Below are 13,495 nucleotides of genomic sequence, written 5' to 3' on the forward strand. Positions count from 1 at the left end.
GTGATGAGCGATTCCGGCAAGGCCAATGATCTTCTGGCGCAGATCCCCAAGGCCAAGGGGTTGCCGCCGGTGCATCTGTGGAACCCGGACTTCTGCGGCGACATCGACATGCGGATCGCTCGCGACGGCACCTGGTACTACCTGGGTACGCCGATCGGGCGCAAACCGATGGTGCGGCTGTTCTCCACCATCATCCGCCGCGATGGCGATGACTACTTCCTGGTTACCCCGGTAGAAAAGGTTGGCATCCGCGTGGATGACGCGCCGTTCGTGGCGGTGGCGCTGGAGGTGCTGGGGGAGGGCGAACAGCAGGTGCTGCGCTTTACCAGCAATGTCGAGGATCAGGTGGATGCCGGCCCGGACAGCCCGCTGCGCGTGGTGATCGACCCGGTGACGCAAGAGCCGTCGCCCTATGTGCTGATGCGTAGCAACCTTGAGGCGCTGATTCATCGCAACGTGTTCTACCAGCTGGTGGAACTGGCGGTGCCGCGTGTGATCGACGGTGACGAGTGGCTTGGGGTGTGGAGCCAAGGGGCGTTTTACCCGATCGGGCGGAGTAGCTGAAGGCGCTCGATCTGCCAGGCGCTGACATCCTTCCGGTGAGCCACGAAAAAGCCCCCGGTTGCTTGCGCAACCGGGGGCTTTTCAGTGTTTGGCTCCGCGACCTGGACTCGAACCAGGGACCCAATGATTAACAGTCATTTGCTCTACCGACTGAGCTATCGCGGAATCTGCGCGTATCTTACTGATTGCCAGGAGGATGTCAAGCTACCCCTTGGCAAAACAATGAGTTACAGCACTTCCACGATGGCTTTGGTGACAACGTGGATGTTGCTCTGGTTCAGCGCGGCCACTGCGATGCGGCCTGTGTCCAAGGCGTAGATGCCAAAGTCGTTCTTCAGGCGGGCAACCTGTTCAACGGTCAGGCCCGAGTAGGAGAACATGCCGACCTGACGGCCAACGAAGCTGAAGTTGCGCTTGGCGCCATATTCGGCCAGCAGCGAAACCATCTGTTTGCGCATGCCGTGGATGCGCTCGCGCATTTCGGCCAGTTCGGTTTCCCACATCTGGCGCAGTTCGGCACTGTTCAGTACGGTGGCCACGATGGTGGCGCCGTGGGTTGGCGGGTTGGAGTAGGTGGTGCGGATCACGCGCTTGACCTGCGACAGCACGCGGGTGCTCTCGTCCTTGGATGCGGTGACGATCGACAGTGCTCCCACGCGCTCGCCGTACAGCGAGAACGATTTGGAGAACGAGCTGGAAACGAAGAACTCCAGGCCCGACTCGGCGAACAGACGCACGGCGAAGGCGTCTTCGGCGATACCGTCACCAAAGCCTTGGTAGGCTATGTCGAGGAACGGTACGTGGCCTTTGGCCTTGACCACTTCCAGGACGTTTTTCCAGTCATCCAGGCTCAGGTCGACGCCGGTCGGGTTGTGGCAGCAGGCGTGCAGCACCACAATCGAGCCGGACGGCAGGTTGTTCAGGTCTTCGAGCATGCCGGCGCGGTTGACGTCATGGGTCGGCGCGTCGTAGTAGCGGTAATTCTGCACCGGGAAGCCGGCCGATTCGAACAGGGCGCGGTGGTTTTCCCAGCTTGGGTCGCTGATGGCAACCACGGCGTTTGGCGAGATACGCTTGAGGAAGTCGGCGCCAATCTTCAGTGCGCCGGTACCGCCGACGGCCTGCACGGTAACCACGCGGCCAGCGGCCAGCAGTGGCGACTCGGCGCCGAAGATCAGTTTTTGCACGGCCTGGTCGTAGGTGGCGATACCGTCGATCGGCAGGTAGCCGCGCGAGGCGTGCTGGGCGGCACGCTGGGTCTCGGCTTCGATCACGGCGCGCAGCAGCGGAATGCGGCCTTCCTCATTGCAGTACACGCCAACGCCCAGGTTGACCTTGTCGGTACGTGGGTCGGCGTTGAATGCTTCGTTGAGGCCCAGAATAGGGTCGCGGGGTGCCAGCTCGACAGCGGAAAACAGGCTCATTGTTACCTTGGCTCTGATTGGAGAGTGATAGGACGTACACGCTCCAGCCGAATGCACTGAAGCGGTGCACAAACGGGGAGTCAGTATAGTGATACCGACCGGTCACTGCGACACTCGGGCACAGCTTTTCCGGCTATTTGCGCAAATATTTTTCGACCATTGGTCGAATTGCCGGGTCCACCGTTACACGCGCTCACAGCTACGCCTTGAAAGCGCCCCCAGGCGGGCGCATTTGGGTATAGACTACTGGCTAAATTTACAGTTGCTGCAGCACCGCGAGGTCCGTCATGTCCGAGTTCCAGCTCGTCACCCGTTTCCAGCCGGCCGGCGACCAGCCCGAGGCCATTCGCCAGATGGTCGAAGGCATCGAGGCGGGGCTGTCGCACCAGACGTTGCTCGGGGTGACCGGGTCGGGCAAGACCTTCAGCATTGCCAATGTCATCCAGCAGGTGCAGCGCCCGACCCTGGTGCTGGCGCCTAACAAGACCCTGGCCGCGCAGCTGTACGGCGAATTCAAGGCGTTTTTCCCCAACAATGCGGTGGAGTATTTCGTTTCCTACTACGACTACTACCAGCCTGAAGCCTACGTGCCGTCTTCGGACACCTTCATCGAGAAGGACGCGTCGATCAACGACCATATCGAGCAGATGCGCCTGTCGGCGACCAAGGCACTGCTGGAGCGGCGCGATGCGATCATCGTGACCACCGTTTCGTGCATCTATGGTTTGGGTAGCCCCGAGTCCTACCTGAAAATGGTCCTGCACGTAGACCGTGGTGACAAGCTTGACCAGCGTGCACTGCTGCGCCGGCTGGCTGATCTGCAATACACCCGCAACGAAATGGACTTTGCCCGTGCCACGTTCCGCGTGCGCGGTGATGTGATCGACATTTTCCCGGCCGAATCGGACCTTGAGGCCATCCGTATCGAGCTGTTCGATGACGAGGTGGAAAATATCGCCGCCTTCGACCCGCTCACCGGCGAGGTCTTCCGCAAGTTGCCGCGTTTTACCTTCTACCCCAAAAGCCACTACGTCACGCCGCGGGAAACCCTGCTGGAGGCGGTGGAGGGTATCAAGGAAGAGTTGAAGGAGCGCCTGGAGTACCTGCAAAAGGCCAACAAGCTGGTGGAGGCGCAGCGTCTGGAACAACGTACCCGCTTCGACCTGGAGATGATCCTGGAGCTGGGCTACTGCAACGGCATCGAGAACTACTCGCGCTACCTGTCTGGCCGCCCGGCCGGCGCACCGCCGCCCACCTTGTACGACTACCTGCCGCCGGATGCGCTACTGGTGATCGATGAATCCCACGTGAGTGTTCCGCAGGTCGGGGCCATGTACAAAGGCGACCGCTCGCGCAAGGAAACCCTGGTCGAGTACGGCTTTCGCATGCCCTCGGCGCTGGATAACCGCCCCATGCGTTTCGATGAATGGGAGGCTGTCAGCCCGCAAACCATCTTTGTGTCCGCTACCCCTGGCCCCTACGAGGCTGAGCACGCTGGGCGCGTGGTGGAGCAGGTGGTGCGCCCGACCGGCCTCGTCGACCCGCAGGTCGAGGTGCGCCCGGCACTGACCCAGGTGGACGACCTGTTGTCGGAGATCCGCAAGCGTGTGGCCCTGGGCGAGCGGGTGCTGGCCACCACGCTGACCAAGCGCATGGCCGAAGACCTGACCGACTACCTGGCCGACCATGACGTGCGGGTGCGCTACCTGCACTCGGACATCGACACCGTGGAGCGGGTGGAAATCATCCGCGACCTGCGGCTGGGTACTTTCGATGTGCTGGTCGGTATCAACCTGCTGCGTGAGGGCCTGGACATGCCGGAGGTGTCGCTGGTGGCGATCCTGGATGCCGACAAGGAAGGGTTCCTGCGTTCCGAGCGGTCGCTGATCCAGACCATCGGGCGTGCTGCGCGTAACCTCAATGGCCGGGCGATCCTGTACGCCGACACTGTCACCGGTTCGATGCAGCGGGCGATTGACGAAACCGAGCGCCGCCGCGAGAAGCAGATCGCGTTCAACGAAGCCAACGGCATCGTGCCCAAGGGCGTGGTCAAGGACATCACCGACATCATGGAAGGTGCTACCGTCCCTGGCGCGCGCAGCAAGAAACGCAAGGGCATGGCCAAGGCGGCGGAGGAGAGCGCCCGTTACGAAGCCGAACTGCGCACGCCGGGCGAGATCACCAAGCGTATCAAGCAACTGGAAGAGAAGATGATGCAGTTTGCCCGCGATCTGGAATTCGAGGCGGCGGCGCAGTTGCGCGACGAGATCACTCAACTGCGGGAGCGGTTGATTACCAGCTGAAGCCTGTCGCCGGCCATGCGGGAGCGGGCGTGCCCGCTCCCGCATGGGGCGCATTTAATCTGAAATAGCCTCAGTGGGCTTCCCCGGCTTTCAAGCCTTCCGGCAACTTCCGGGTCAGCAACACCGCCACCATACTCACCGCCAACCCAATCCCAACGAAGTGGAACGCATCGTTGTACGCCATGATCAACGCCTGCTGGTGAGTAATCTCGCTCAACTTCCCCAGCGCCGCATTGTCATTCCCCAGCCTTTCGGCCAGCTGCGCCAGCCGCTCCGCCACCTGCGGGCTGCTCGGCACCACCGCCTCCCGCAGGTAATCGAAGTACACCTTGGTCCGCGCATCCAGCAGGGTGGCCAGCAAGGCAATGCCAATCGCTCCACCCAGATTACGCAGGATATTGAACAGGCTCGAAGCCGACCCGGCATCCTGCGGCTGGATGTAGGCTGTGGCGATCAACGAAATGGTCACCATGATCATCGGTTGGCCCAAGGCGCGGATGATCTGGATCTGGTTGAACTGCGGCCCGGCAAAATCCGGGTTGAGCACCCCCGAGCCGAAACTGGCCGCACCGAACAGGCAGAACCCCAACGCACACAGCACCTTGGGCGAAACCACTTTCATCAGTTGCGGTACCAGCGGAATCAGGAACAGCTGCGGAATCCCCATCCACATGATCACCTCGCCGATCTGCAAGGCGTTGTAACCCTGCACCTGCGCCAGGTACAGCGGCAACAGGTAGATCGACCCGTACAGCCCCACGCCCATGCCCAGGCTGGCAATGCTCGACAGGCCAAAATTACGGTTGCCCAGGATGCGCAGGTTGATCAGCGGGTTTGGCCTGGAAAACTGCAGGATGACGAAGGTGATCAGGCTGACCAGGGCGATGCTGCCCAGGCCCACGATGAGGTGCGATTCCAGCCAGTCCTTGCGGTGGCCTTCCTCCAGGAACACCTGTAGGCAACCCAGCCCCAGGCCCAGGGTGACGATGCCGGCGTAATCGGTGCTTTTCAGCAGTTCCCAGTGCGCTTCCTTCTTTTCCAGCCCGTACAGCAGGCCGGCGATCATCACCAGCCCCGGCGGGATGTTGATGTAGAAGATGTACTCCCAGCCCCAGTTTTCGGTCAGCCAGCCGCCCAGAGTGGGGCCGATGGACGGGGCGAAGGTGGCCGTCATGGCAAACATGGCCATGCCTTTGGCGCGGTGGTGCTCAGGCAGTTTGATCAGGGTAAGGGTGAAGGCCAACGGGATCAGTGCGCCACCGGTAAAGCCTTGCAGGGCCCGGAACAGGATCATGCTCTCCAGGTTCCAGGCCATCGAGCACAGCAGCGACGACAGCAGGAAGCCTGCAGATACCCACACCGCCAGGCGCCGCGCCGACAGCAGCTGCACCAGCCAGGCGGTTAGCGGGATCATGATGATTTCCGCTACCAGGTACGAAGTGGAAATCCATGAACCTTCTTCCAGCGTGGCCGACAGTGCGCCCTGGATGTCTTTGAGCGACGAGTTGGTGATCTGGATGTCCAGCACCGCCATAAAGGCGCCGAGCATCACGCTCATCACTGCGATCCAGTCGCGTCGGGTTGGCTCGGCTGTAGGCCTGAGCAGTTGATCACCGGCCATCGTGGCCTTCGTTTTCGCTGCGCAGGTCGACGGTGGCGGTTACCGACATGCCGGGGCGGATGCGCCCGTGCAGCGGGTTGTCGGCGCGGAAGGTGAGTTTTACCGGGATGCGCTGCACCACCTTGGTGAAGTTGCCGGTGGCGTTGTCGGGCGGCAGCAGGCTGAATTGCGCGCCCGACGCGGCGAACAGGCTGTCGACCCGGCCTTCGATGGGCGTGTCGGGGTAGCTGTCGAACAGCAGTTCAGCGCGCTGGCCGGGCTGCATGTGGCCAATCTGCGTTTCCTTGAAGTTGGCCTGCACCCAGATGTCTTCATCGGGCACGATCGACAGCAGGTAGGCGCCGGCCTGCACCACCTGGCCATTGCGCGCATTGCGCTGGCCAATGGTGCCGCTGATCGGGGCGCGGATCTCGCAGCGGGTCAGGTTCAGCTCAGCCTGGGCCAGGTCGGCGCGGGCATTGGCGATTTGCGCATCGAGGCGCTTGAGGTCTGCGTTCAGCGCGTTGACTTGCTGGCGCTGGCTTTGCAGGTCGGCGCGAGCCTTGTCGACCTGGGAGCCGGCGACGTGGCTGTCTGCCGACAGGGTGGTGACCCGTTCTTCGGATACAAAACCAGGCTTGCGCAGCTTCTCGGCGCGGCTCAGGTCTAGCCGTGAACGGTCGAAAGTGGCTTGGTTGGCCGCCACCTGGGCCTGGCCGGCAGCAATCAGGCTGCCTTGCTGGGTCAGGCGGCTTTGCGCCTGTGCGTATTCGGCTTCGCGGGTGGCGAGGGCGGCGTGGGCGCGCTCAACCGCCAGCTCGAAGTCGGCGGCTTCCAGGCGCACCAGCAGGTCGCCTTTGTTGACGTGCTGGTTGTCCTCGACCGGCACCGTGTCGATGCGGGCGCCCAGCTGGCTGGAAATGCGCGTGATTTCGCCCTGCACATAGGCGTTGTCGGTGCTCTCGTAGAAGCGGCCTTTGAAGTACCAGTGGGCCAGGAAGGCGAGGGCGATGAGGGCCACGAGGGTGAAAAAGACCAGCAGGCGGCGTTTGAGTTGGGCGGGCATGGGGACTATCGTTCCAGAAATGTAAATAAATTTAACAGCGGCACAGGGCCTGTCGACAAGTGACGTTCGCGCCATTGCTGGAGCCCGGTGCCTGCCTCCTGCTAACATCCCGCCTTTGTTTCATCTTTCGTTCGAGACCTTCCATGACCACCGTACGCACGCGTATCGCGCCATCGCCTACCGGCGACCCCCATGTCGGCACTGCCTACATCGCCCTGTTCAACTACTGCTTTGCCAAGCAGCACGGCGGTGAGTTCATCCTGCGCATCGAAGACACCGACCAGCTGCGTTCCACGCGCGAGTCGGAACAGCAGATCTTCGACGCCCTGCGCTGGCTCGGCATCGAATGGAACGAAGGCCCGGACGTCGGCGGTCCGCACGGTCCGTATCGGCAGAGCGAGCGTGGCGAGATCTACGCCAAGTACGCCAAGGAACTGGTCGACGCCGGCCACGCCTTCTACTGCTTCTGCACCGCTGAAGAGCTGGATCAGATGCGTGCCGAGCAGCAAGCCCGCGGCGAAACCCCGCGCTACGACGGTCGCGCATTGCTGCTGAGCGCCGAGGAAGTGCAGCGCCGCCTCGCCGCTGGCGAGCCACACGTGATCCGCATGAAGGTGCCGAGCGAAGGCATGTGCGTGGTCCCGGACATGCTGCGCGGCGATGTCGAAATCCCGTGGGACCGCATGGACATGCAGGTGCTGATGAAGAACGACGGCCTGCCGACGTACTTCCTGGCCAACGTGGTCGACGACCACCTGATGGGCATTACCCACGTACTGCGTGGCGAAGAGTGGCTGCCGTCGGCGCCCAAGCTGATCAAGCTGTATGAGTACTTCGGCTGGGAACAGCCAAAGCTGTGCTACATGCCGCTGCTGCGTAACCCGGACAAATCCAAGCTATCCAAGCGCAAGAACCCGACCTCGGTCACCTTCTACGAGCGCATGGGCTTCATGCCCGAGGCGATGCTCAACTACCTGGGCCGCATGGGCTGGTCGATGCCGGACGAGCGCGAGAAGTTCTCGCTGGCCGAAATGGTCGAGCACTTCGACCTGTCGCGCATTTCGCTGGGCGGGCCGATTTTCGACATCGAGAAGCTGTCGTGGCTCAACGGCCAGTGGCTGCGCGAGCTGCCGGTCGAGGAATTCGCGGCACGCCTGCAGAAGTGGGCATTCAACAGCGACTACATGATGAAGATCGCCCCGCATGTGCAGGGCCGTGTGGAAACCTTCAGCCAGGTTGCCCCGCTGGGCGGGTTCTTCTTCGAAGGCGCGCTGAAGCTGGATGCCAAGCTGTTCGAAAGCAAGAAACTGTCGGCCGACCAGGTGCGTCAGGTGATCCAGCTGATCCTGTGGAAGCTCGAAAGCCTGCGCCAGTGGGAAAAAGAGCGCATCACCGGCTGCATCCAGGCCGTGGTCGAGGCGCTGGAACTGAAGCTGCGTGACGCGATGCCGCTGATGTTCGCCGCCATCACTGGTCAGGCCAGCTCGGTGTCGGTACTGGATGCCATGGAAATCCTTGGCCCGGACCTGACCCGCTACCGCCTACGCCAGGCCCTCGACTTGCTGGGTGGCGTGTCGAAGAAAGAAAACAAAGAGTGGGAAAAGCTGCTGGCCTCGATCGCCTGATTCAGCTTTACGCCTAACCTGTGGGAGCGGGGGGGGGGGGGGGGGGGGGGGGGATTAAAAAAAAAAAAAAAAAAGGGCCCCCCCGACCCCCCCCCCCAGGGAGCACCCACAAAACACCGCAGGGGGGGGGGGGGGGGCCGCCGGGCTGGCTTTCCTAACCCCCCCCCCCCCCCCCCCCCCCCCCCCCGCTCCCACAGGTCCATGTAAGCCCCAAAAACCGGGGCAGGGCGGTAAGTTATTGTTATCTGTGAAAAAACTTTTGAATATTTTCGAAATTTCGTTTGACAGCCCGGCAATCCGATCTTAATATGCGCCCCGTCCACAGCGATGAACGAAAACGAAACGCCAGCCACCCAGCCAGCGATTCTGTTCAGAGCGACATTGTGGGGCTATAGCTCAGCTGGGAGAGCGCCTGCATGGCATGCAGGAGGTCAGCGGTTCGATCCCGCTTAGCTCCACCAAATTCCGCTTGGCAGCCAAGGCTGTCGAGCAAGACCGGGTCCAGCAACCGGGTCTTGAAGGTAAGAAGGTTCGTCCCCTTCGTCTAGTGGCCTAGGACACCGCCCTTTCACGGCGGTAACAGGGGTTCGAGTCCCCTAGGGGACGCCAGTTTTGCACAAGCGATGTTTCACGATGTCGCTGGGCCGCGAGGCTAAAAATCCGGGGCTATAGCTCAGCTGGGAGAGCGCCTGCATGGCATGCAGGAGGTCAGCGGTTCGATCCCGCTTAGCTCCACCAATTTTGCCGCGGTTCGCGCAAGCGGATCGGCACGAAGGTTACGTCCCCTTCGTCTAGTGGCCTAGGACACCGCCCTTTCACGGCGGTAACAGGGGTTCGAGTCCCCTAGGGGACGCCACTTTTTCCTGCGTTTTGCAGGGCTTAAAAAGGCTCGTCGTTTATTGATGAGTCTTTTGTTTCGGGGCTATAGCTCAGCTGGGAGAGCGCCTGCATGGCATGCAGGAGGTCAGCGGTTCGATCCCGCTTAGCTCCACCATTTCTGCCAGGGTTCACGTAAGTGGATCTTCGCGAAGGTTACGTCCCCTTCGTCTAGTGGCCTAGGACACCGCCCTTTCACGGCGGTAACAGGGGTTCGAGTCCCCTAGGGGACGCCATTTTTACCCGCGTTTTGCGGGACCTTTAAGGCTCATTCGATTATTGAATGGGCCTTTTGTTTTTCTCCCTCCCGAAAAATTCGCAACCGACAGGCGGCGAGAAATTCTGCTTGCCAAAAAATATGATGAGAATAATATTTCGATCATCATATTTTGTCCGGCGAATGTTCAGATGAGCGACAAGAAGAGCAAAACCCGCGAACGCATCCTGGAAGCCGCACGCAGTGCGCTGATCCAGCATGGCCCCGCCGAGCCCAGCGTGAGCCAGGTGATGGGGGCTGCCGGGCTGACGGTGGGTGGGTTCTATGCCCATTTCGACAGCAAGGATGAGCTGATGCTCGAAGCGTTCCGCCAGCTGTTGGGGGAGCGTCGCGCCTTGCTCGCCCAGATCGACCCCAGCCTCGATGGGGCAGGGCGGCGGGCGCTGGCCAGTGCCTTCTATCTGTCGCGCAAGCACCGCGATGCCGAGGTGCATGCCTGCCCGTTGCCCAACTCGCTGGGCGAGATGCAGCGCCTGCCGGAAGTCTTCCGTGAGGTATTGGCCGAACACATCGAGCTGATGACCGCTGCCATGGTCGATCGCCCCGAGGATGCCGACAAAGCCTTGGCCGATCTGGCGTTGATGGTCGGTGGCCTGGCCCTGGCCCGCGCTCTGGGTACCAGCGAGTTGTCAGACCGCATTCTGCGCGCCGCCAAATCGGCGGTGCTTTAACCCTGGAGCATGGCAATGACTACCCTGAGCTGGATTCGTGGTGTCAATGGCACCCTGGGCCGTCTGGCCCCCGAGCATGTCGCGGGCAAGATGCGCCGTGCCTTCATGACGCCACGCAACTTGCCGCCGCGGGATTGGGAGCTGCCCGTGCTGGCCAGTGCCGAGCGCATTACCCTGCGCTTCGGCTTGTCGGCCCTGCGCTGGGGTAATGGGCCGACCGTGCTGCTGATGCACGGCTGGGAAGGGCGCCCGACCCAGTTTGCCGCTTTGATCGAAACCTTGGTCCGGGCCGGGCACACGGTGGTGTCACTGGAGGGGCCGGGGCATGGGCGTTCGCCTGGCGAGCAGGCCAATGTGGTGCTGTTTGCCCGGGCCCTGCTGGAGGCCGCCGCCGAGCTGCCGCCGCTGCGTGCGGTCATTGGCCATTCCATGGGCGGTGCCAGTGTGCTGCTGGCCTTGCAGATGGGGCTGCGTACAGAGGCTGCTGTCAGCATTGCAGCCCCGGCACGGCTGTTGGGTGTGTTGCGTGGTTTTGCTCATCGCCTGGGGCTGCCAGCACGGGCGCGGGCGGCGTTCATTCGGCAGATTGAGCGGGATGTGGGGATGCAGATAGCCCGGCTGGATGTGACGGGTTATCAGCTGGAGTTGCCGGGGCTGGTGGTGCATGCCGCTGATGACGCCTTGGTGGCCGCCGATGAGGCTCAGGTTATCCATAAAGCGTGGTTCGACAGCCGGCTGATGCTGCTGGAGGCGGGTGGGCATCAGCGTGTACTGTCCGACCCGCGGCTGGGTGAGGCAGTGCTCGAATTGCTCGCCCGCGCTGCTGCACCGGCGCGTCAAAGCGCCTGACTGGCAGCAGGGCTGGACATTCCCTCACCTGTCACGGCTAAATTCACTTTTTCCGCCAAGGAAGCGAACATGAGCTGGGACCTGGCAACACCCTTCGTCATCGACCTGCGCGTTGGCAGCGAGGATATTGATGGCCTCGGCCACGCCAACAACGCGGTGTACGTCACCTGGCTGGAGCGCTGCGCCTGGCGCCACTCCCAGCGCCTGGGCCTGGACCTGGCCGAATACCGTCGGCTAGACCGCGCCATGGCGGTAGTGCGTCACGAAATCGACTACCTGGCCGCCGCCTACGAGGACGATGAACTGCAACTGGCCACCTGGATCATCGATTGGGACCAGCGCCTGCGCATGACCCGCCGTTTCCAGCTCAAGCGCCCGCGTGACGGCGTGACCCTGCTACGTGCGCAAACCACCTTCGCTTGCATCGAGCTGTCCAGCGGTAAGCCCAAACGCATGCCGGCAGAATTCCTCGACGGTTACGGCCCGGCGCTGATCGGCGCCTGAAACCCCGGCAATTTTTGTTAGACTGCCGGCTTTTTCTGCCGAGACCCCGACATGCAAATTGCCCTGGCCCCCATGGAGGGGCTGGTCGACAACATCCTGCGCGACGTACTGACCCGCGTGGGCGGCATCGACTGGTGCGTCACCGAGTTCATTCGTGTGTGCGACCGCCTGCTGCCGCCTTCTTCGTTCGACAAGCTGGCGCCCGAGCTGCGCCAGGGGGCGCGCACGGCTGCCGGGGTGCCCATGCGTGTGCAGTTGCTGGGTTCGGACCCGGTATGTCTGGCGGAAAACGCCGCGCTGGCCTGCGAACTGGGCGCGCCGGTGATCGATCTGAACTTTGGCTGCCCGGCCAAGACCGTGAACAAGTCGCGGGGTGGTGCCGTGCTGCTCAAGGAGCCGGAACTGCTGCACGCCATCGTGCGCGAAGTGCGCCGTGCCGTGCCGGCAGATATCCCGGTGACGTCGAAGATGCGCCTGGGCTTCGACAGCCCTGATGGTGCGCTGGAGTGTGCCACGGCGCTGGCCGAAGGCGGCTCGGCGCATCTGGTGGTGCATGCGCGGACCAAAGTCGAAGGCTACAAACCGCCGGCACACTGGGAGTGGGTGGCGCGGGTGCAGGATGTGGTGAAGGTGCCGGTGTTCGCCAATGGCGAGATCTGGACTGTCGACGACTGGCGACGTTGCCGCGAGGTCAGTGGGGCTGAAGACATCATGCTGGGTCGTGGGCTGGTGTCGCGCCCCGACCTGGGTCTGCAGATTGCGGCGGCGCGTGACGGCCGCGATTATCAGCCGATGAGCTGGGATGACCTGCTGCCGCTGCTACGCGAGTTCTGGCGCCAGGCTCAGCACAAGCTGTCGCCGCGCTATGCGCCGGGGCGGATGAAGCAGTGGTTGGCGATGCTGACTCGCAGTTATCCCGAAGCGGTGGTGCTGTTTGCCGAGCTGCGCCGGGAAGATGACTGTGCGCGGATCAGCCGGTTGCTGGGGATTGTTGAGGCTCAAGCTCTGGAAACCTGTGTAGCCTGATCCGGCCCTATCGTCGGCAAGCCAGTTCCCACAGGTATTGCGCCGGTCTTGAGGCCTGTGGTGATCTGTGGGAGAGGGCGTACCCGCGAAGAGGGCTGCACTGATTTCAGATTTTTTCTACGTGCCCCTTGAAAGCATTTCCACCGGCCATATCTCTTGAGTACGCGATGCCGAAGTCGGGTCGCGTAATGACTTACTTGCTGATTCTCAGGAGTTTATGACCATGACTACCGCTTTCTCTCTCGCACCCCTGTTCCGCCATTCCGTAGGTTTCGACCGTTTCAACGACCTGTTCGAGTCTGCGGCACGTAACGAGGCCGGTAGCAGCTACCCGCCCTACAACGTGGAAAAGCATGGCGATGACCACTATCGCATCGTAGTTGCCGCAGCCGGTTTCCAGGAGCAGGACCTCGACCTGCAAGTCGAAAAAGGCGTCCTGACCGTGACCGGTGGCAAGCGCGACGATGGCGCCGCTGAAGTGACCTACCTGCACCAAGGTATCGCGCAACGCGCCTTCAAGCTGTCGTTCCGCCTGGCCGACCATATCGAAGTGAAGGCCGCCGGCCTGGCCAATGGCCTGCTCAGCATCGACCTGCTGCGCATCGTGCCTGAAGAAGCCAAGGCCAAGCGCATCCCGATCAATGGTGACAAGCCAGCGCTGAACTGATCGCGCTGCAGTGAAGAAGGGCACCCTCGGGTGCCCTTCTTGC

11 protein-coding genes and 7 tRNA genes are annotated in these 13,495 nt (G+C 62.3%); 14 read left to right on the top strand and 4 right to left on the bottom strand.

Annotation, left to right across the window (positions count from 1 at the left end; translation table 11 throughout):
• The first annotated feature begins 3 nt into the window (after positions 1-3).
• Complete coding sequence (locus FHW75_RS12735) at positions 4-564, top strand: DUF1285 domain-containing protein (protein ID WP_016715150.1); 561 nt, start codon at positions 4-6, stop codon at positions 562-564.
• Between the two features lie 89 nt (positions 565-653).
• Here FHW75_RS12735 and FHW75_RS12740 read toward each other — a convergent pair.
• Both FHW75_RS12740 and FHW75_RS12745 read right to left on the bottom strand, forming a co-directional pair.
• Positions 654-729, bottom strand: a tRNA-Asn gene (locus FHW75_RS12740).
• A gap of 62 nt (positions 730-791) precedes the next feature.
• Positions 792-1,988: an amino acid aminotransferase gene (locus FHW75_RS12745; protein ID WP_183673842.1), complete on the bottom strand. Its 1,197-nt coding sequence runs from the start codon at positions 1,986-1,988 to the stop codon at positions 792-794.
• A gap of 287 nt (positions 1,989-2,275) precedes the next feature.
• Here FHW75_RS12745 and uvrB point away from each other — a divergent pair, with 287 nt between their 5' ends.
• Positions 2,276-4,291, top strand: a complete 2,016-nt coding sequence (uvrB, locus tag FHW75_RS12750) for an excinuclease ABC subunit UvrB (protein WP_019098585.1) — start codon at positions 2,276-2,278, stop codon at positions 4,289-4,291.
• Between the two features lie 70 nt (positions 4,292-4,361).
• On the opposite strand, the gene FHW75_RS12755 is transcribed toward uvrB, so the two are convergent.
• Both FHW75_RS12755 and FHW75_RS12760 read right to left on the bottom strand, forming a co-directional pair.
• On the bottom strand, positions 4,362-5,852 hold the full coding sequence (locus FHW75_RS12755; protein WP_183673870.1) for an MDR family MFS transporter: 1,491 nt from the start codon (positions 5,850-5,852) through the stop codon (positions 4,362-4,364).
• Positions 5,853-5,901: 49 nt separating this feature from the next.
• Positions 5,902-6,957: an HlyD family secretion protein gene (locus tag FHW75_RS12760; protein WP_025754820.1), complete on the bottom strand. Its 1,056-nt coding sequence runs from the start codon at positions 6,955-6,957 to the stop codon at positions 5,902-5,904.
• A gap of 143 nt (positions 6,958-7,100) precedes the next feature.
• On the opposite strand from FHW75_RS12760, the gene gltX reads away from it, so the two are divergent.
• The 12 genes from gltX to FHW75_RS12820 all read left to right on the top strand — a co-directional run bounded on the left by gltX (position 7,101) and on the right by FHW75_RS12820 (position 13,452).
• Positions 7,101-8,582, top strand: a complete 1,482-nt coding sequence (gltX, locus tag FHW75_RS12765) for a glutamate--tRNA ligase (RefSeq protein ID WP_016715155.1) — start codon at positions 7,101-7,103, stop codon at positions 8,580-8,582.
• A 385-nt stretch (positions 8,583-8,967) separates the two neighbouring features.
• Positions 8,968-9,043, top strand: a tRNA-Ala gene (locus FHW75_RS12770).
• A gap of 72 nt (positions 9,044-9,115) precedes the next feature.
• Positions 9,116-9,191: transfer RNA gene (locus FHW75_RS12775), tRNA-Glu, on the top strand.
• A gap of 53 nt (positions 9,192-9,244) precedes the next feature.
• Positions 9,245-9,320, top strand: a tRNA-Ala gene (locus FHW75_RS12780).
• A 42-nt stretch (positions 9,321-9,362) separates the two neighbouring features.
• Positions 9,363-9,438 (top strand) — tRNA-Glu (locus FHW75_RS12785).
• Positions 9,439-9,500: 62 nt separating this feature from the next.
• Positions 9,501-9,576 (top strand) — tRNA-Ala (locus tag FHW75_RS12790).
• A 42-nt stretch (positions 9,577-9,618) separates the two neighbouring features.
• Positions 9,619-9,694: transfer RNA gene (locus tag FHW75_RS12795), tRNA-Glu, on the top strand.
• A 172-nt stretch (positions 9,695-9,866) separates the two neighbouring features.
• Positions 9,867-10,406, top strand: a complete 540-nt coding sequence (locus FHW75_RS12800) for a TetR/AcrR family transcriptional regulator (RefSeq protein ID WP_016715158.1) — start codon at positions 9,867-9,869, stop codon at positions 10,404-10,406.
• 15 nt (positions 10,407-10,421) lie between these two features.
• On the top strand, positions 10,422-11,255 hold the full coding sequence (locus tag FHW75_RS12805) for an alpha/beta hydrolase (protein ID WP_019098750.1): 834 nt from the start codon (positions 10,422-10,424) through the stop codon (positions 11,253-11,255).
• Positions 11,256-11,324: 69 nt separating this feature from the next.
• Positions 11,325-11,759, top strand: coding sequence for a thioesterase family protein (locus FHW75_RS12810; RefSeq protein WP_015269427.1), 435 nt, complete (start codon positions 11,325-11,327; stop codon positions 11,757-11,759).
• 51 nt (positions 11,760-11,810) lie between these two features.
• Complete coding sequence (locus FHW75_RS12815; RefSeq protein WP_019098751.1) at positions 11,811-12,785, top strand: tRNA-dihydrouridine synthase; 975 nt, start codon at positions 11,811-11,813, stop codon at positions 12,783-12,785.
• Positions 12,786-13,008: 223 nt separating this feature from the next.
• Positions 13,009-13,452, top strand: a complete 444-nt coding sequence (locus FHW75_RS12820) for an Hsp20 family protein (protein WP_016715161.1) — start codon at positions 13,009-13,011, stop codon at positions 13,450-13,452.
• Positions 13,453-13,495: the final 43 nt, after the last annotated feature.

The sequence above is a fragment of the Pseudomonas sp. OG7 genome, from assembly GCF_014192825.1.
Lineage (GTDB): Bacteria > Pseudomonadota > Gammaproteobacteria > Pseudomonadales > Pseudomonadaceae > Aquipseudomonas > Aquipseudomonas monteilii.

Excerpts from the sequence above, each read along its gene's own strand:
- FHW75_RS12735 (WP_016715150.1), top strand. The coding sequence starts at position 4 with ATGAGCGATTCCGGCAAGGCCAATGATCTTCTGGCGCAGATCCCCAAG.
- uvrB (WP_019098585.1), top strand. The coding sequence starts at position 2,276 with ATGTCCGAGTTCCAGCTCGTCACCCGTTTCCAGCCGGCCGGCGACCAG.
- gltX (WP_016715155.1), top strand. The coding sequence starts at position 7,101 with ATGACCACCGTACGCACGCGTATCGCGCCATCGCCTACCGGCGACCCC.
- FHW75_RS12820 (WP_016715161.1), top strand. The coding sequence starts at position 13,009 with ATGACTACCGCTTTCTCTCTCGCACCCCTGTTCCGCCATTCCGTAGGT.
- FHW75_RS12805 (WP_019098750.1), top strand. The coding sequence starts at position 10,422 with ATGACTACCCTGAGCTGGATTCGTGGTGTCAATGGCACCCTGGGCCGT.
- FHW75_RS12815 (WP_019098751.1), top strand. The coding sequence starts at position 11,811 with ATGCAAATTGCCCTGGCCCCCATGGAGGGGCTGGTCGACAACATCCTG.
- FHW75_RS12800 (WP_016715158.1), top strand. The coding sequence starts at position 9,867 with ATGAGCGACAAGAAGAGCAAAACCCGCGAACGCATCCTGGAAGCCGCA.
- FHW75_RS12810 (WP_015269427.1), top strand. The coding sequence starts at position 11,325 with ATGAGCTGGGACCTGGCAACACCCTTCGTCATCGACCTGCGCGTTGGC.
- FHW75_RS12760 (WP_025754820.1), bottom strand. The coding sequence starts at position 6,957 with ATGCCCGCCCAACTCAAACGCCGCCTGCTGGTCTTTTTCACCCTCGTG.
- FHW75_RS12745 (WP_183673842.1), bottom strand. The coding sequence starts at position 1,988 with ATGAGCCTGTTTTCCGCTGTCGAGCTGGCACCCCGCGACCCTATTCTG.